Origin of the sequence: Labrys okinawensis, from assembly GCF_047345005.1 — a bacterium.
GTDB lineage: Bacteria > Pseudomonadota > Alphaproteobacteria > Rhizobiales > Labraceae > Labrys > Labrys okinawensis.
On record NZ_CP178864.1, the window covers coordinates 4,026,727 to 4,044,903 of the forward strand.

Here is an 18,177-nt window from a genome sequence, read left to right on the forward strand (position 1 = left end):
TCGGGAATCTTCTGGTTTGGACGATCAGTCGGTGACCAGGGTACAGGGTGCCTGCCCCCGCAGCACTGCAGCGATCGATCCGGCTTCATGAATCGAAAAGACGATTATCGGCAAGCGGGCCTCTCGGGCAAGGGCAAACGCAGCCGTATCCATGATCTTGAGGTCCTTTCGGATCACTTCGTCATGGGTAATCCGGTCATAGCGGGTAGCGGTGGGATCTTTCTTCGGGTCGGCGGTGTAGATGCCGTCCACCTGCGTGCCCTTCATCAGGACATTGCATTCGAGTTCCGCAGCGCGCAGGGCGGCACCCGTATCGGTGGTGAAGAAGGGATTGCCGGTACCGCCGGCGAGCAGGACCACGCGGTCCTTGGCGAGATGCTCCATCGCCTGCTGGCGCGTATAGGTCTCGACCACCGACGGCATGGCGACACCCGACATGGCACGGGCAGACTGGCCGAGCGAGGCAAGCTGGGCTTCGAGCGCGATCACGTTCATCACCGTGGCCAGCATTCCCATGGAGTCGGCCGCGGGGCGCGAAAGGCCCATGCCTGCGATCTGCGAGCCTCGGAAGATATTGCCGCCGCCGACCACGACCGCCACTTCCACGCCGAGCTTCACCGCCTCAATGACATCTTCGGCGATGCGGCGCACGGTGCCCCTATCGATCCCGAAGGCTTCCTTGCCCATCAGGGCCTCGCCGGAGAGCTTTACCAGGACGCGTTTATAGGGAAGTGCCGTCATGATTTCTGCTCCGATTCGCTGGCCACTTATACAACAGGCGGCACGAGGCCGCCTGTTGGTCGTTTCATTGATCCACATGACCAAAAGATGACCATGGGCGGATAAAAATGGCTGCGTCGATCTTCTCAGCCACATCGACTTCAGTCGATCTGGCGGGATCAGCACTTGGAAAAGTGCTCGAACCGGCCAGCACGGGTTCCATGCCAGCCGGAGATCGGCACGCTATCAGGCAGCGTGGCCGGCCTGGGCGGCGACTTCGGCAGCGAAGTCGCTTTCCTGCTTCTCAATGCCCTCGCCAAGGGCGTAGCGAATGAAGCCAGCCACCTTGATCGGGCCACCGGCCGCACCTTCGCTCTCCTTGAGGGCCTGGCCGACCGATTTCGAAGGCTCGAAGATGAAGGGCTGCTCGAGCAGCGTCACTTCCTTGAAGTAGGTCTTGATGCCGCTCTCGACGATCTTGGCGATCGCCGCTTCCGGCTTGCCCTGCTCGCGATACTTGTCGGCCAGGATGGCCTTCTCACGCTCGATCGTGGCTGCATCGACGCCGGCGGCATCGACCGCAACCGGATTGGAGGACGCGACATGCATGGCGATCTGGCGGCCGAGTTCGGCAAGCTTCTCGGCATTGCCGCCGGTTGACTCGAGTGCGACGATCACGCCGATACGGCCCTTGTTCGGCACCACCGGGTTATGGACATAAGTGGCCAGAGCCCCCTGCCCGACCGACAGCGTCTCGGCGCGGCGCAGCGACATGTGCTCGCCGATCTTGGCGACCGTAGCGGAGATCTTGTCGGCAACAGTGCCCTCACCGTCGAACGGAGCCGCCTTGATGGCTTCCACGTCGCTGCCGACCTTGAGCGCGACAGCGGCGATACCCGACACGAGATCCTGGAATTCGGGGTTGCGGGCCACGAAGTCGGTCTCAGAGTTCACCTCGACGGCAACACCCTTATTGCCCTCGACCAGCAGGGCGACCAGGCCTTCGGCGGCCACGCGGCCCGCCTTCTTGGCGGCCTTGGACAGGCCTTTCTTGCGCAGCCAGTCCACAGCGGCTTCCATGTCGCCGGCCACCTCGGTGAGAGCAGCCTTGCAATCCATCATGCCCGCGCCAGTCTGTTCGCGCAGGTCCTTCACCATGGCGGCGGAAATGTTCGACATCAGGGAATACCTCGTTGGGAAACCGGAATCAGTCCGGTGATGGGAAGCGGCCCGGCGCTTAGCATTCCGATGTGACAAACGGAATGCGAGCAACCGGGCCGTGTTTCACGATATATAGGATGGCTGCGGGAAAATTGCAGCCCGTCGATCCTAGAGCAAAACGCATCAACATGCGATTTTGCTCTAGCTCTTTGTTTCGACGCGTTTTGCGATTCTTGCCAATTCTGGCAAATCACAAAATGCTTTTAGGCGCCGGCGACCAGGTTGCGAGCGAGCTCCACCCAGCCATCACGCTCGATGCGGCCGTTGAGCTTGAGTTCGCTGTCGACCTTGGCGACATCTTCCGGCGTCATGGCAGCAAACTGCCAGTAATGCCACAGACCGCCTTCATTCAGCTTCTTCTCGAGCTGCGGGCCGACACCAGTCAGCTTCGACAGATCGTCCGGAGCGCCGCGGGGAGCCGAGAGAAGTTCGAAAGTCTCACCCGAGGTCTCCTCGGCAACCGGCAGTTCCTCGAGAACCGGCGCTTCCTCGGCTCCGATATCGATGCCGAGATCGCCATGAGCGCGGGAAATTCCGTCGAGAGCGGCGCGGGCAACGAGGTCGCAATAGAGCGACAGGGCGCGGCCGGCATCGTCATTGGCCGGAATCGGGTAGGTGATGCCATCGGGATCGGAATTCGAATCGAGGATCGCAGCCACCGGAATGTTGAGGCGGCGAGCTTCCTTGATCGCGATATCTTCCTTGTTGGTATCGATGATGAAGATCAGGTCGGGCGTGCCGCCCATGTCCTTGATACCGCCGAGGGCGCGCTCGAGCTTGTCGCGCTCGCGGGTCAGGTCGAGGCGCTCCTTCTTGGTGTAACCCTGCTGGGCGCCACCAGAGAGCAGCTCATCGAGCTTGCGCAGACGCTGGATCGAGTTCGAGATCGTTTTCCAGTTGGTCAGCGTGCCGCCGAGCCAACGCGAATTGACGTAATACTGAGCCGAACGGCGAGCCGCATCAGCGACCGCATCCTGTGCCTGGCGCTTGGTGCCGACGAAGAGCACGCGGCCGCCACGTGCGACCGTGTCGGACACGGCCTGCAGCGCACGGTGGAAGGCCGGAACCGTCTGCGCGAGGTCGATGATGTGAATGCCGTTGCGCACGCCGAAGAGATAGGGACCCATCTTCGGGTTCCAGCGATGCGACTGATGGCCGAAATGCGCGCCCGCTTCGAGGAGCTGGCGCATCGAGTAATCTGGCAGTGCCATGGTAGGTAAACCCCGGTTGAAAGCCTCCGCGGACATCCACCGTGCTCGCCTCGCCAGACCTTTCCGGCCCAAAGCAATAGCACGGCACCGGAGCAACTTGCGCTGCTTCGTCCGCGTGTGGAATGGGCGGCTCTATAAGGGCGCGCCCCGGAATAAGCAAGTACGAACTGCGCAAATTCTATCCGTATGACCGGATGGCAATCACGATCATGGCGCTATAAGCCGCACCGTGGGGAAGTAGGTGCGATAGCGCCGAACATCACGCGTGAGAATCGGCCAGCCTTGCACGGCCGCATGGGCTCCTATGAAGAAGTCAGGCAGCACCCCAGTACGCGTACCGCCATTGGCGCGATACTGCCGAAAGGCCTTGCCTGCTAGGAACAGAGCGGCCCGGGGCATCGGCACAAGACCAACCATGGTCTCCGCGAGCATAAGATCGAGGTCCTCAATCCGCTGAAATCCCATAGATATCTCGGAATAGATGACGTCATTGATCAAAATAGAGCCCGCAAGCGCAGCCTCCTCCAGCCGCGCCAACGACCATGACGACCAAGCGGAATCGTTTGTTACCAAGTCAATCAAGATATTGGCGTCGACGAGAACCATTAATCCTCACCGCGCGTCATAGCCATGATCTCATCCGTGCTGAGGCCCGCATCCGCGCTGCCCCGCCATTTGGCGAAGCGGCTCGCGGCCTCCTTCTTGTCCGCTTTGACCAGCACGATACTGCCGTCGGGAGCGCGCCGGAAGTCGATAAGGCTGCCTGGCCCCACGCCAAGCAGATCGCGCACTTCCTTCGGCAGCGTCACCTGCCCCTTGCTTGTCACTGTCGCTGTCATCGAGCACCTCGGTAATGCAATCTTTAAAAGATGCATTACTTAACATGAAAACAACGACTGAACTACATCTGCTGCACGGTCGCCACGCCCGGTATCGCCTTGATTGCGCCTGCGATCTGCGGCGTGACCAGGTAGCGGCCCGGCAGCTTCAGTTCGACCTCGCGCTGGCCGTCCTCGATCTGCAGGATCAGGAAGACCTCGCCCTCCCCCCGTTGCCCCAGGCGCTTGGCAACAGAATCGAGGGCCTGGTCGCCCTGCAGGAAAACCTTGATGCCGCGTTGGGTCTTGGCCGTGGCCGCGTCCAGCCGCTCTGCCGTAACGATGCGGATGCGTACATCATCGCCTTCATGCGCGGCCTGCACGGCGATCAGCACCGCCGTACCGGGCTCCAGCAATTCGCGATATTGCGCCAGGCCTTCGGAGAAGATCACTGCCTCGAACTGCCCCGAGGCGTCGGAGAGCATGATCACGCCCATTTTCGAGCCGGTGCGCGTCTTGCGTTCGGAGCGCGACAGCACCGTTGCGGCCAGGCGCCCGGCCGTCGCGCCCTGCTTCACCTTCTGGGTGAACTGAGCCCAGGATGGCACCTGGAGGCGCTCCAGCGCGGTGGTGTAGGCATCGAGCGGGTGGCCCGACAGGAAGAAGCCGATGGCGTCGAATTCGCGCTGCAGGCGGTCCGACGGTTCCCAGGGCTCGATGATCATGCCCTTCAATGGCTCGGGTGCCGAGGCAGCGCCGAACATGTCGCCCTGCCCTTCGCTCTTTTCGGCATGGGCGCGCTGGGCATGCGCCATGACGGCATCGAGGGAAGCCGTGATGCGGGCCCGGTCGCGGTCGAACTCATCGAAGGCGCCGGCGGCAGCCAGACTCTCCAAAATACGCTTATTGATCGCCTTGGGATCGATGCGGCGCGCGAAATCGCCAAGGTCGAAGAAGGGCTCATCGCCACGGATCTCGACCAGGCGCTGCATGGCCGCCGGACCCACGCCCTTGACGGCGCCGAGTGCATAGCGGATGGCGCCATCGTGCACCTCGAAATCCGGACCAGAACGGTTGATGGAGGGCGGCTCGACCTTGATGCCGAGGCGGCGCGCTTCCAGCCGGAATTCGTTGAGCTTGTCGGTATTGGAGATATCGAGCGACATCGAGGCCGCCATGAACTCCACCGGATAGTTCGCCTTCAGATAGGCCGTATGGTAGGAAACCAGCGCATAAGCAGCGGCGTGGCTCTTGTTGAAGCCGTAATCGGCGAATTTGGCGAGATAGTCGAAGATCTCGTCCGCCTTGGCCTTCCTGGTGCCGCGCTCGACGGCGCCTTCCACGAAGCGGGCGCGCTGGGCGTCCATTTCGGCCTTGATCTTCTTGCCCATGGCACGCCGCAGCATGTCCGCCTCGCCCAGCGTATAGCCGGAGAGGATCTGCGCGATCTGCATCACCTGTTCCTGGTAGATGATGACGCCATAGGTCTCTTCCAGTGCCGGCTTGAGCTGATCGAGCATGTAGTCTGGCTCTTCCAGACCCTTCTTGCGGGCGTTGTAGACCGGGATGTTCGCCATCGGGCCTGGGCGATAGAGCGCCACCAGTGCGATGATGTCCTCGAAACGGTCGGCGTTCATGTCGAGCAGGGCCTTGCGCATGCCCGCGCTTTCAACCTGGAACACGCCCACCGTCTCGCCGCGGCCAAGCATCTCATAGCTCTTCACATCGTCCAACGGCACGCCGGCGAGGTCGAGCTTGATGCCGCGCTGGGCCAGGAACATCAGCGCGCGCTGCAGCACGGTAAGCGTCTTCAGGCCGAGGAAGTCGAACTTCACCAGCCCTGCCTGCTCGATCCACTTCATGTTGAACTGCGTCGCCGGCATCGGCATCGCGGTCTTGGGGTCGTGATAGAGTGGCACCAGCTGCACCAGCGGACGGTCTCCGATTACCACACCCGCCGCATGGGTGGAGGCATGGCGGTAGAGCCCCTCCAGCTTCTGGGCGATGGTCAGGAGACGCTCGACAGTCGGGTCGTCCTTGGCGGATTCGCGCAGCTTGGGCTCGTCCTCGATGGCCTTCGCCAAGGTGACCGGATTGGCCGGGTTCTGCGGCACCAGCTTGCAGAGCTTGTCGACCTGATTGTAGCCCATCTCGAGAGTGCGCCCGACGTCGCGCAGCACGCCACGCGCCTGGAGCGAACCGAAGGTGATGATCTGGGCGACACGGTCCTCGCCATATTTCTCCTGCACATAGCGGATGACCTCGTCACGCCGCTCCTGGCAGAAATCGATGTCGAAGTCCGGCATCGAGATACGTTCGGGGTTGAGGAAGCGCTCGAAGAGCAGGCTGAAGCGCAGCGGATCGAGATCAGTGATGGTCAGCGCATAGGCAACGAGCGATCCTGCGCCCGAACCGCGTCCCGGTCCCACCGGTATACCCTTCGACTTGGCATGCTTGATGAAGTCCGACACGATCAGGAAGTAGCCGGGGAACTTCATGCGTTCGATGATCGAGAGCTCGAATTCGAGCCGCTTGGCATAGCTTTCCACGTCGTGGCCGGGCGCCGGGCCATGAGCGGCAAGCCGGGCGCCCAGCCCCTCCTCCGCCTGGCGGCGAAGTTCCACCGCTTCGTCAACGGGCTGCCCGTTCTCGTCGACGCCGGTCGAGAAGCGCGGCAGGATCGGCTTTCGGGTCCGAACGCGGAACGCACATCTCTTGGCAATTTCTATCGTATTCTCAATAGCCTCGGGGATATCCTTGAATAAGGACATCATCTCCGTGCGGCTCTTGAAGTAGTGGTGCGGCGTCACCTTTCGGCGATCATTCTCGGCAAGGATTCGCCCCTCGGCGATGGCGAGCAGTGCGTCATGGGATTCATGGTCGGCGCGCGCGGCGAAATAGACTTCGTTCGTCGCCACGATCGGGATACCGGCGGCATAAGCGAGTTCGATCAGAGGCGCCTCGATCTGCTGCTCCTCGGGCATATCGTGCCGCTGCACCTCGACATAAAGCCGGTCCCCGAACAGGCCTGAAAGGCGCTGCAGCCTCGTGCTGGCGAGTTCGTCCAACCCGTCGCGCAGGGCCATGTCGAGCGGACCGGATGGCCCACCGGTCAACACGATCAGGCCACCGCCGAGTTCCGCCAATCGCTCGATCGAGACATGAGCCTCCTCCCCGCTGTCGGGATCCGTGTAGGAATGCGAGGACAGCGCCATGAGGTGGCCATAGCCCTCCTCGTTCTGCGCCAGCAGGACCAGGCGCGGCAGACGGCGCTGATGCAACGCGCGGCGATCGGAGGCGTCCTCGCGATCGGCGAAACTGACGGCGAGCGAGATGCCCATGATCGGCTGGATGCCGCTGCCGGCCAGCTTCTCGGAAAACTCCAGCGCCCCGAAGAGATTGTTGACGTCGGTCAGCGCCACCGCCGGCATGCCGTCGGCCTTGGCGAGGTCGGCAATCTTGGGGACTTTCATTGCCCCTTCGAGCAGGGAATAGGATGAACACACATGCAGGTGCACGAAGCCAGGCCCGCCCGCTGCCTTGCCCTCTGCCATGATGCCTCCGCCTGCAGCCATCGGAACCCAGGGACGACTCACCGTCCCCATTCTCATTCAACCATCTAGGGCAAACCGATCGGCGGCCATAGGGAACATTTCGGCCCCGCCATCGCTGCCCGATGGCCGCCACATATTGGCCGCCGTGCCTGTTGAACGCCTGTGGATAAGTGTGGAAAACCAGGAGTCAAATACCGCTGAGAAAGCCGGTCCACATGGCAATCATGATCAGGAACAGGCTCATGGAGGTGATGGCGGCGAGATCTTCGGCAAAACGAACGAGCATTGCGTCCTCCTTTTGAATAAACGGATACTATGTTCACGTTTTGTTCCGAGTCAAGCGCGCCGTCGCGCAACTGCCATCTTGCGTCGCGCTTCTGTTCCGTTTCATTGCACAGAAAGAGCGCAGAACGGGAACAAACCCCGCCATCAAGAAATCGGATTATCGAGGAATTTCAAGGGCCTCGGGACAGACCGGTCCATGCGGAGCGAGCGCCGGCGCCGGCGTTTACCATATGACAAGCCCATCGGCCGCAGCCGATTGGCCATGCCGGGGACCGTCAGTCGAGCTCGACGATCTGCCCTTCCCGCAGCGTGACGCGACGATCCATGCGCGAAGCCAGTTCGAGATTGTGGGTCGCGATCAACGCCGCCAGGCCCGAGGCCCGCACCAGCGCCGTCAACGTGCCGAACACATGGTCGGAGGTACCCGGATCCAGGTTTCCCGTAGGCTCGTCGGCCAGGATGAGGAGGGGTGCATTGGCAACCGCGCGGGCAATCGCCACACGCTGCTGTTCGCCACCGGACAATTCGTTCGGCCGGTGGCCGAAGCGCTGGCCAAGGCCGAGAAAGGTCAACAGCTCCTCCCCCCGCTGGCGCGCCTCGCGCCGCGACAGGCCGCGGATCATCTGCGGCAGGATCACATTCTCCAAGGCCGAGAATTCCGGCTGAAGATGATGGAACTGGTAGACGAAGCCGATGGTATTGCGGCGCAGCCTCGTGCGGCCGGCATCGTTCAACTCGCTTGTCGCCTGGCCCGAGATCACCACCTCGCCGCTATTGGGCCTTTCCAGAAGGCCGGCGGTGTGGAGCAGCGTCGATTTGCCGACGCCCGATGGCGCGATCAACGCCACCGACTGGCCAGGCATCACGGTGAGATTGACCCCCTGCAGGATGCGCAGATCCGTCGGACCCTGATGATAGCTGCGATGGACATCGATCAGTTCGAGCGCGGGGGTGCCGTCAGCCATCGCCATTCTCAGGCTCCCCGCAGCGCTTCGACAGGATCGAGCCGCGCAGCCCGCCAGGAGGGGTATAGCGTCGCCAGGAAGCACAGCACCAGCGTGGTTATGACCACCACGATGACCTCGGTGGGATCGGTCTTGGCGGGCAGCCGCGACAGGAAATAGATTTCGGAGTTGAAGAGCTGGGTGTTCGAAATCCAGGAGATGAACTCCTGGATGTTCTCGATATAGCGGCAGAACACCAGGCCCGCGACCAGACCGCAGGTGGTGCCGATGATGCCGATCGACATGCCGGTGATGAGGAAGATGCGCATCATCGCCCCGCTGGTGGCCCCCATGGTGCGCATGATGGCGATGTCGGTCTGCTTGGACTGCACCAGCATCGCCATGCTGGAGACCACGCCGAGTGAAGCCATCAGCACCAGCATCATGAGGATCATGAACATCACGTTGCGCTCCACCTGCAGCGCGGTGAAGAAGGCCGCGTTGCGCTGGCGCCAGTCGGTCAGGGTAACCGGCCGGCTCGCGGCTTTCTCGATCGCCTCGCCGATGGCCTGCACATGGTCGGGATCATCGACATAGACCTCGATGCCGGTGACGTCGCCGTCGCGGTTGAAATAGGCCTGGGACTCCTGCAGGGGCATTATGACGAAGGCCGAATCGATATCGGACATACCGACCTCGAAGGTCGCCACCACGGGATAGACCTTGATGCGCGGCGTGGTGCCCAAGGCGGTAACGTCACCTTTGGGCGAGATCAGCGTGATGCCGTCGCCGATCTGCAAGCCGAGCGACTGCGCCAGCCTGGTGCCGATGATGACGCCCTGCCCCTGGTCGAAATTACCGTCGAGCTTGCCGTCCTTGATGTTGCTGGCCAGCCCCGGCATCTTCTGGATGTCCTCGAGCTTCATGCCATGCACCAGCCCTCCGCTCGCCGAGAAGGGCGAAGACACCAGCACCTGCCCCTCGACGAAGGGCACGGCGAGCTTGACGCCGGGAACCTTGCCGATTCGCTCCGTCACCGCCTGGAAATCGTTGAGCGGCGTCTGGGAGGGCGTGACGATGATGTGGCCGCTGAAGCCCAGAATCTTCGACTGCAATTCCACCCGGAAACCGTTCATAACCGACATCACGATGATCAGGATGGCGACGCCGAGCAGGAAGCACAGAAAGGAAATGACGGCGATCAGTGCGGCAACGCCGCCCTTGCGGTGCGGCAAGAGATAGCGCAGCGCCACCATCCACTCGAACGCGGAAAACGGTGCCGTTCCTGTAGGTTCCGACGATTTGGTGACAGGGGTGGAGGCGTTCATTCAGGTTCCAGGCGGGAAACTCAGGGCGCAACTCGCGCTAACACCCTGGGACCCTTACTCCCCGAGAATCGCGGCGTTTGCACGGCAAAAATACAACCATGCCCATCTTTGCCACGGCTTTTTACGATCGAAGAAACTTCATAAGGCACTTTCTGAATACAAAAACCTATTTGATATCCGTATATTGGAGGAATTTTTGTATTCAAATTGTAAAGAGCTCAACCAATCTTTGCTCGCAGAAAACCGAGTGCACGCTCACGCCCGCGCGGCGCGGCGCGGTTTATTTGGACAGCTTCGTTGCCAGCGATGTGCGTGGCCGGGATTTTTTACGCCAACAGGGCCAATACATCGCCGGGCGCCATGATCTGACGCTCGCCGGTGCGGCGGTTCTTCACCTCGACCTTGCCTTCCGCCAGGCCCTTCGGCCCGACGATGACCTGCCAGGGCAGGCCGATCAGGTCCATCTTGGCGAACTTGCCTCCCGGACGCTCGTCGGTATCGTCGAGCAGTACGTCTACGCCCTTGGCCCCGAGCTGCAGATAAAGGTCGCCGCAGGCCGCGTCCACGGCACTGTCTCCCGGCTTCAGGTTGATCAGGCCTACCTTGAAAGGCGCGATCGATTCCGGCCAGATGATGCCGGCTTCGTCATGGCTTGCTTCGATGGCCGCCGCAGCGACGCGGGTCGGGCCGATGCCGTACGAGCCGCCATGCACGGGCACCAGTGAACCGTCGGGGCCTGCCACCACCGCCTTCATCGGCGTGGAATATTTGGTGCCGAAATAGAAGATGTGGCCGACCTCGATGCCGCGGGCGGAAACCTGCTTGTCGGCCGGCAAGGCGTCGAAGGCGGCCTTGTCGTGCTTTTCCTCCGTGGCCGCATAAAGCGAAGTCCAGTGATCGACGATCTTCTGAAGGCCGTCCCTGTCGTCGAAATCCGTGCCGGACGCCGGCGGTGCCATCGAGAGGTAGTCGCGATGGCAGAACACCTCGCTCTCGCCAGTGGAAGCGAGGATGATGAATTCATGGCTGAGATTGCCGCCGATCGGGCCGGTATCCGCGACCATCGGAATCGCGGTGAGGCCAAGCCGCGCAAAGGTGCGCAGATAGGCCACAAACATCTTGTTGTAGGAATGCTGCGCGCCCGGCTGATCGAGATCGAAGGAATAGGCGTCCTTCATCAGGAATTCGCGCCCGCGCATCAGGCCGAAGCGGGGACGGATCTCGTCACGGAACTTCCATTGAATATGATAGAGGTTGAGCGGCAGATCCTTATAGCTACGCACATAGGCGCGGAAGATCTCGGTGATCATCTCCTCATTGGTCGGGCCATAGAGCATTTCACGCTCCTGCCGATCCTTGATGCGCAGCATCTCCTTGCCATAATCGTCATAGCGCCCGCTCTCCCGCCAAAGGTCGGCGGACTGGATGGTGGGCATAAGCAATTCGATGGCGCCGGACCGGTTCTGTTCTTCGCGGATGATCGCATTGATCTTGTTCACAACCCGAAGACCCAGCGGCAAGAGTGCATAGATGCCGGCCGCTTCCTGACGGATCATACCCGCACGCAGCATGAGACGATGGGAAACGACCTCCGCTTCCTTGGGCGTCTCACGCAGGATGGGTAGGAAATAACGGCTCAGACGCATCGGACAGACCTTCTTCAGAATATGCGGCCCTTCTCGAGGCCGGAATAAGTTGTGTGGCAAAAAGACGGCCGGACCTGCCGTCGCGATTGCGTTCACGCGACAAGTGTCCAGACAAATCGGTTCTCTCCACGAGCGGGCGGCAGATTGACCCGAACAGGCGTCAAAAAACAAGGGATCAACTGCGAAAACCGGCTTTCCTACCACTCTTGTCAAAGGGTTACAGCCGCAAGCCAGCCTGCCCAAGACTTGCTCACCGGTCCCAACACATCCCGCCCAGCGAAATGACGCGCACAAATTTTAAGCAAAGATATTAATTTTGTGCGGATTGATGCACAAAGACGTGACAAGCAAAAAAACTTCGTCTAGCGTCCAGTCCGTCAACGACAGGGCATCCAAAGCTCGGAAATGAGCACAGGAAGTCAGGGTCCAAGTCTTGGGAGGAAGCCCGCAGGCGCCACCAGTGGAAGAAACTGTGTCGAGCAGCCGTCCCGCTACTTCAAACAGCACAAAGATGCGTGGAGGAAGTCCCGGGAAGATGGGTTAGGACGAGGTCTAGAATAAAGCGAGGCTCGTGAGAGCCTCGCTTTTTTTTGCACGTGTACAGTCAGGGGTGCTCGCAAAGAGTGTCCCACAGTTGTCATCCCCTTGCGTAGAGGGTGAGGCCCACGCCGATCGAGCATCGCTCATTGTCCGCCTGTTCGAATTGCACTAGTTCTTATGCGCTGTGTGACGTGCGGCAGGACTGAGGTCGATGGGCAGCAGTTATCGGCGCCCTCCCCAGAGAAATAAGCACGTTGAGCCTGTGATCGATGAGTCGTAGCCCTATCTTGCAGCCAGCGCGCATCGCGCCCCTTGCCGTACTGCCGGTTTTCTATCGCCTCTCGGGCAAGCCCGTGCTGGTGATCGGCGCGACGCCGGGCGCGGTCTGGAAAGCCGAGCTCCTGGCTTCGACCGGCGCCCATGTCACCGTGATCGCGCCGCAGGCCGATGCCTCGCTCGTCGAACTTTGCGCTCGCGAGGGCGTCCACCTCAACCATCTTGCCCGTGCCTGGAGCGAAAGCGATCTCACCGGTGCAGCCCTCATCGTCGCCGATGTCGCGGACGACCAGGAAGCGCAGAGACTGGCATTGCTCGCGCGCAAGGCCGGCACGCCTGTCAACATCATCGATCGCCCCGATTTCTGCGATTTCCAGTTCGGCTCGATCGTCAACCGCTCCCCGCTGGTGGTTGGCATTTCCACGGACGGCGCGGTTCCCGTCTTCGGCCAGGCGATTCGGGCGCGAATCGAGATGTTGCTGCCGGCTGGCTTCCAGAAATGGGCCGAGGCCGCGCGCAACTGGCGCCCGCTGGTGCAGGCGCGCGGATTGTCGCTGCACGCGCGGCGGGCGGTCTGGGACCGTTTCGTGGCGGCTGCCTTCCGCAAGCCCGACCATGCACCGGATGAAGAGGATCGCATCGCTCTCCTCGCCTCGATCGAAGAGCAGGCCCGAGCACCAGGCCAAGGCAGCGTGACCCTGGTCGGCGCCGGGCCCGGCGATCCTGAACTGCTCACCCTGAAAGCCGTGCGTGCGCTTCAGGCGGCGGACGTCATCCTGCATGACGATCTCGTATCGCCCGAGGTGCTGGATTTCGCGCGTCGCGAGGCCGAGCGTATCATCACTGGCAAGCGCGGCCATCGCCCCTCCTGCAAGCAGGATGACATCAACGCGCTGATGGTGACGCTGGCCCGCGAGGGCAAGCGCGTGGTGCGGCTGAAGGGCGGTGATCCCCTCGTCTTCGGGCGCGCGGGCGAAGAGATCGCCGCCTGTCGCGCCGGCGGAGTGCCGGTCGAAGTGATTCCCGGCGTCACCGCCGCCTCCGGCGCGGCGGCGAGCCTGGGAGTCTCCCTCACCCATCGCGATCACGCCAGACGCCTGCAATACATCACAGCCCACGCCAAGAACGGCAAGCTGCCCGACGATCTCGACTGGAAGGCCCTCGCCGATCCCTCTGCCACTACCGCCATCTACATGGGCAAGCTCGTGGTCGACGAGGTTTCATCGAACCTGCTTGCAGCGGGTATTGCATCCGATACGCCGGCGATCATTGTCGAATATGCCACTTATTCGCGTGAGCGGCGTTTCCACACCACCATCGCGGCGATGGCGTCCGTCTTTGCGGCCAACGATCTGGATGGGCCATGCATCATCCTTTTCGGCTGGGCGATGTCGGAAGCCGCGCCCTGAGCAGACTGGCGTCGGCAAACCAACGCTTCGCCTGCTCAGGCGCTTGTTACGATGCAGGTTCCTGTCATTTTTCCGGAACCTGCCGGGAGCATTGTATTGGGAGGTGGGTGGCAGTTTTCGGCAAGAGCCATGCTTCAATAAAGGCCTTCCGCAGCGATCCTGAATTTCGAAAACTCTCCTCGCGGGAACTTTTATGTTCTCCCGTCAATTGTAGATGCTAGGTTCCTCGCGCGAGCAAGAATCAGATTGGAGATCGCAATGAAGAGACTCGTTATCACTGCTTTCCTTGCCACAATGGGCCTTGCGGCACTTCCTGCCACCTCTTCGGCGATGACGGCCGTTCCCGGCGTCACCACCGATTCTGGGTTGGTGCAGGATATCGCCTATGGCTGCCCGCGCGGCTATGTGCCCAACAAGTGGGGCCGCTGCGTGGGTGCCTACCGGCCGGCTCCCCGTTATTATTATAATGACTATGGCTATAATGGCTCGATTCCGGCCAACCGCAGCGGTTATGGCCGCGCCTGCCCGCCCGGCACCTGGCTCGGTCCGCGCGGCGGCTACTGCCACCCCCGTTACTGATTTCGAGGCTTTCGCCAAGGCCCCAGGCGCTCCAGCAGGATATCTTCCCGCTGGAGCGTTTTCTTTTGTGGCGCCTCCAAGACCATGTCCGGAGCTCGCAAGCCGCGCATGACAACGCCCGGCGGCTTCTCGCACGCAAATGCATTTTGGCGGCGTATTGGTGATTGCCATCCGGCGATTCACCGCCTATAAGCGCCGCCACGTCGGAGCGTAGCGCAGCCCGGTTAGCGCACTAGTCTGGGGGACTAGGGGTCGGAGGTTCGAATCCTCTCGCTCCGACCATTTTCCTAAACACGATAGATTATTTTGCTTTTCGCGATGCGGAGAGACGGGAGCGGCTTGTGGCTGCCTCTGTTGGGACCACTGCCGCCAACTCAGCTCTCGTCGTTCTCAAGGACATCCAGACCGGCGCTAACGCATTGCTACGGCCACCAGCAGTCGTCATGCCGGCGCCAGGCAATGCCTTCAACCGGGCGCAATCAGCACCATACGATATCGCAGGCGATCTTTGGATCGAGGCTGTGCTGTCCCGATGTCCCGGCCGCAACGGCCAGCTGCCTGCGGGCCTGTGAAGGCGCGCGCCAATCCATAATCGTATCGATAACCAATATCGTAATCACCAGGGCAACGAGAAAGCCCGTGATCATTTCACTCATATCCATGACGAACCTCCGACCGCCGGCTTTTCTTTGATGGACCGGCTCATGAGGGAATTCCCTCGCGACATGAACACAAGGAGTGTGCGCTTGTTCCCGCATGCCTTCAAGTGCAAAGAGCCGTAGAATCTCAAGGAAACGCAAGAATTCAAAGTGCACCGCAAAAGAAAAGCCGGCGCATTGCTGCACCGGCCTTTCTTGCAAATCGGATCTACCGATGAGCTTCGGTTACGGACTTACGCAGCTGCCTTGAGCTGATCGGCGGCCAACTTGCCGGAACGGCGATCCTGAACCAGCTCATAGCTGACTTTCTGGCCTTCACGCAGTTCGTACAGACCAGCACGTTCCACGGCGCTGATATGAACAAAAACGTCCTTCGAACCATCATCGGGCTGAATGAAACCATAACCCTTCTGGGTATTGAACCACTTTACGGTACCAGTGCTCATCGTGAGCTATTCCTTCAACGTAGTGAAAGCCTGGAGCAAATTGCGAGCTCATCGCAATATTTCCCCCAACTCTTTGTTTTGGCGCATTATCCAACCAAAAAAGCCTGGCCGACTTCTTCAGAAAATGCTCCGAGTCCGTGCGGAACACGGACCTCTGCGATAGTCGAATTCAGGGAAGAGCTTGTCAGCACGCGTTTGGCTAAGCCAAAACGCCGGGCCAAGTCGTTCGGCCGAAAATCGATCGCGAGAACCTGCCCGAACATATCAAGCAGGTCAAGACAAAGCGGCACGATGAGCTGCAATAATTGAAAAATAATTCGTTTTTCTGAAACAAGAGTAACAATAGATCGATTTTCGTTTCAATTTCTTTCCAGACGAACATGGGGCAGGGAACCCATACGACATGCCCCTATTACCGTTGCCTTATGGCGTTAGCCTCCAGACGTTTCGCAGTTGCAATATCTCCAGCGCCAACCCCGTTTAGACAATCGCGCAGGAAAGTGCGGCATACGGCGTTGCCATCATCCTTGGAGGGGATCGGTCCCTACTCCACTCTGACGGCCTCCGCCTTTTTCGCCGCCTGTAGGCCTCAAGGGAACTTGCCAAACCATGCTGCGCTGCGGCATGAAGGGGATGAAGATCTCTGACAGGAGTGGCTCGTTGACGAAGGGACTGGACACGCCGGCCGCACGGTCGCTGACAAGCCGTCTATACTTGTTTGCCCTGGCCGGCCTGGCGGGCTTTGCAGTCGACGCCACCATTCTGCTGGCGCTGGTGCATCAGGACCTGGATATCCGTCTTGCCCGTCTCATTTCTTTCGCCTGCGCGCTGGTTGTGACATGGTTGATCAACCGCTCGTTCGCTTTCGGCGACAGGGCGGGCACGCCCAGTCTCGCCGAGTTCGCGCAATATGCCTCGGCAAGCGCCCTGGCCGGGCTCATCAATCTCGGGGTGTTCACAATGCTCGTGACACTCTACGGCCCCTTTGCGGAGACGCCGGTGCTGGCCGCGGCCCTGGCCACCGGCGTTTCGATGAGCGTGAATTTCTGGAGCTATCTGACGATCGTTTTCGCGCCCAGAACAAGCTGAAGCGCGGGCCGGTCGAGACCGCGCCCACCAGACTCCGACCCGCCTTAGGGGCCGTCAAAAAATAAGTGAATCGGAATGCGGGTATTGGGATTGCAAGAGATGCGCGGCGCTTGAAGCGCTCAATCCGTAACGATCCCTTGGTTACCCCGGTCAAACCCCTCCTCAGCGTCCAGGTTAATCGATAATACTCCGCCTGGCAGCCTTCCCTCCGGTGATACACGCCGTTGGCCACAAGCACACAAAGAGAACGAATATTGACTTTCGTTCGTTCCCATGCTTTATTCCGTAACGGAATGAGGCGTCAGCGGCCGGGGTCTGTACAACCCTGCCCCGAACGCCTCCATCCACCCCGACAGCCTGTCGAGGCGATAGGCGCATGCGGCGGTCCTGCTTCTTTCGAAGCCGGCCTCCAGGGGTGACGAGCGGGACAGACGGGATCGGCACCCCATGGAAGTGCCCTGGATCCCTGGACGGAGCGTGAAGGGCTTGAGCCCGGCAATGCCTTCGTCCCTCCTCCCGCCGATGCGGTGAAGACGGCTGATGCCACCGTCCGGCCAGGACGGACGTCGCTCAGCCCCTTTGCCGAGCCGGCTGGGCCGGGTTCGGATGGTCCGTGCCATCCGCCCCCGGCTCGCCTCCGCCTTCAATAGGCGGAAAAACAGGTGGCCTTGCGCGCCTTGTCAGCGTGCCGGGCCGCCGGAACGGAGCGATGGCGGCCAGCACCGACAGTGCGGCCTGCATCTTCCATGAATCCTGCTTTCACGGCTGCCCCGCAGCCGCCATCGCCCGGTCTCCTCATCAACCCAGCCCGAAAGGGCGTGGGAACGAGAGCGCTTGCGCATTGCGGTGAGAAGGCGGTGGAGGTGAAAGAAGCTGGCGCCCTTAGTTGTTCCCGAAGCCCGGGATACCGGCGGTCATGCCGCGGGCGAGCTGGGTGATGAAGTTGAGGTCGCCGCCGGCCGTGGGCGTGGTGCGCGTAATGGAATCGAAGACGACGCCGTCCTTCAGGCTGTAATTGGCGACGCGGCTCACCTTGCCCTTGTCGAAGTAGACGGCCAGCACGTTGCGGTCGACGATATGAGGCGACAGGAAGGCGACCGGGCGGGCCGTGGTCTGCGAGACATAATAGAAGGCCTGGCCGTCAAGCGTCGAGGTGGTGGAGGGCGTCCCCAGCACGTCGAGGACCTGCGCCTGGGAGGTGCCCGGCTTGATGGCGGTCAGCGTGCTCTCGGTCACGACGATGCCGTGCACATTGGTTTCCCCAATTGACATCGAACCGCAGCTCTGCAGCAGGCCGGCGACGGACATCGCGACCGCGGCGGCCAGCGCTCGCGACCGGAAACTGGGGGGCAACACAACTATACTCACTCTGGCCTCCATCGGGTGCACGGGCTCGTTCGCCTTGTCGTCGCGCGGGCACTGGCGTAACCCGCTTGTCAGTGAAATTCAACC

General features: G+C 61.2%; 15 protein-coding genes and 1 tRNA gene. 4 read left to right on the forward strand and 12 right to left on the reverse strand.

What is annotated here, in order from left to right:
- Nucleotides 1-24: 24 nt before the first annotated feature.
- The 9 genes from pyrH to proS all read right to left on the reverse strand — a co-directional run bounded on the left by pyrH (nucleotide 25) and on the right by proS (nucleotide 11,727).
- On the reverse strand, nucleotides 25-741 hold the full coding sequence (pyrH, locus tag ACMDCR_RS18890) for a UMP kinase (protein ID WP_284314227.1): 717 nt from the start codon (nucleotides 739-741) through the stop codon (nucleotides 25-27).
- Between the two features lie 225 nt (nucleotides 742-966).
- Entirely contained in the window at nucleotides 967-1,899 is a 933-nt protein-coding gene (gene tsf, locus ACMDCR_RS18895; protein WP_413988088.1) for a translation elongation factor Ts, read from the reverse strand.
- A 245-nt stretch (nucleotides 1,900-2,144) separates the two neighbouring features.
- A complete protein-coding gene (locus ACMDCR_RS18900) occupies nucleotides 2,145-3,152 on the reverse strand; it encodes a 30S ribosomal protein S2 (RefSeq protein WP_413988089.1) in 1,008 nt (335 codons plus the stop codon).
- A 207-nt stretch (nucleotides 3,153-3,359) separates the two neighbouring features.
- The gene (locus ACMDCR_RS18905; RefSeq protein WP_413988090.1) at nucleotides 3,360-3,758 is read right to left on the reverse strand and encodes a type II toxin-antitoxin system VapC family toxin; all 399 of its coding nucleotides are present in this window, start codon (nucleotides 3,756-3,758) and stop codon (nucleotides 3,360-3,362) included.
- Nucleotides 3,758-3,991, reverse strand: a complete 234-nt coding sequence (locus ACMDCR_RS18910; RefSeq protein ID WP_284314231.1) for an AbrB/MazE/SpoVT family DNA-binding domain-containing protein — start codon at nucleotides 3,989-3,991, stop codon at nucleotides 3,758-3,760. The genes ACMDCR_RS18905 and ACMDCR_RS18910 overlap by 1 nt, the downstream gene beginning before the upstream one ends.
- A gap of 62 nt (nucleotides 3,992-4,053) precedes the next feature.
- Nucleotides 4,054-7,524, reverse strand: coding sequence for a DNA polymerase III subunit alpha (dnaE, locus tag ACMDCR_RS18915; protein ID WP_413988091.1), 3,471 nt, complete (start codon nucleotides 7,522-7,524; stop codon nucleotides 4,054-4,056).
- A gap of 560 nt (nucleotides 7,525-8,084) precedes the next feature.
- Nucleotides 8,085-8,780 carry an ABC transporter ATP-binding protein gene (locus tag ACMDCR_RS18920; RefSeq protein WP_413988092.1) on the reverse strand — a complete coding sequence of 232 codons (696 nt, stop codon included), beginning with the start codon at nucleotides 8,778-8,780 and terminating at the stop codon, nucleotides 8,085-8,087.
- Nucleotides 8,781-8,782: 2 nt separating this feature from the next.
- On the reverse strand, nucleotides 8,783-10,081 hold the full coding sequence (locus ACMDCR_RS18925) for a lipoprotein-releasing ABC transporter permease subunit (protein ID WP_413988093.1): 1,299 nt from the start codon (nucleotides 10,079-10,081) through the stop codon (nucleotides 8,783-8,785).
- Nucleotides 10,082-10,407: 326 nt separating this feature from the next.
- The gene (proS, locus tag ACMDCR_RS18930; RefSeq protein WP_413988094.1) at nucleotides 10,408-11,727 is read right to left on the reverse strand and encodes a proline--tRNA ligase; all 1,320 of its coding nucleotides are present in this window, start codon (nucleotides 11,725-11,727) and stop codon (nucleotides 10,408-10,410) included.
- A gap of 809 nt (nucleotides 11,728-12,536) precedes the next feature.
- Here proS and cysG point away from each other — a divergent pair.
- The 3 genes from cysG to ACMDCR_RS18945 all read left to right on the forward strand — a co-directional run bounded on the left by cysG (nucleotide 12,537) and on the right by ACMDCR_RS18945 (nucleotide 14,813).
- On the forward strand, nucleotides 12,537-13,952 hold the full coding sequence (gene cysG, locus ACMDCR_RS18935) for a siroheme synthase CysG (RefSeq protein WP_413988095.1): 1,416 nt from the start codon (nucleotides 12,537-12,539) through the stop codon (nucleotides 13,950-13,952).
- 258 nt (nucleotides 13,953-14,210) lie between these two features.
- Nucleotides 14,211-14,531 carry a hypothetical protein gene (locus ACMDCR_RS18940; RefSeq protein WP_413988096.1) on the forward strand — a complete coding sequence of 107 codons (321 nt, stop codon included), beginning with the start codon at nucleotides 14,211-14,213 and terminating at the stop codon, nucleotides 14,529-14,531.
- Nucleotides 14,532-14,735: 204 nt separating this feature from the next.
- Nucleotides 14,736-14,813 (forward strand) — tRNA-Pro (locus ACMDCR_RS18945).
- A 197-nt stretch (nucleotides 14,814-15,010) separates the two neighbouring features.
- Here ACMDCR_RS18945 and ACMDCR_RS18950 read toward each other — a convergent pair.
- Together ACMDCR_RS18950 and ACMDCR_RS18955 are read right to left on the reverse strand one after the other, a co-directional pair.
- Nucleotides 15,011-15,376, reverse strand: a complete 366-nt coding sequence (locus ACMDCR_RS18950; RefSeq protein ID WP_413988097.1) for a hypothetical protein — start codon at nucleotides 15,374-15,376, stop codon at nucleotides 15,011-15,013.
- Nucleotides 15,377-15,423: 47 nt separating this feature from the next.
- Nucleotides 15,424-15,636, reverse strand: a complete 213-nt coding sequence (locus ACMDCR_RS18955; RefSeq protein WP_413988098.1) for a cold-shock protein — start codon at nucleotides 15,634-15,636, stop codon at nucleotides 15,424-15,426.
- Between the two features lie 660 nt (nucleotides 15,637-16,296).
- On the opposite strand from ACMDCR_RS18955, the gene ACMDCR_RS18960 reads away from it, so the two are divergent.
- Nucleotides 16,297-16,725 carry a GtrA family protein gene (locus ACMDCR_RS18960; RefSeq protein WP_413988099.1) on the forward strand — a complete coding sequence of 143 codons (429 nt, stop codon included), beginning with the start codon at nucleotides 16,297-16,299 and terminating at the stop codon, nucleotides 16,723-16,725.
- An 882-nt stretch (nucleotides 16,726-17,607) separates the two neighbouring features.
- Here ACMDCR_RS18960 and ACMDCR_RS18965 read toward each other — a convergent pair.
- Nucleotides 17,608-18,093, reverse strand: coding sequence for an outer membrane protein assembly factor BamE (locus tag ACMDCR_RS18965; protein ID WP_413988100.1), 486 nt, complete (start codon nucleotides 18,091-18,093; stop codon nucleotides 17,608-17,610).
- Between the last annotated feature and the right edge of the window lie 84 nt (nucleotides 18,094-18,177).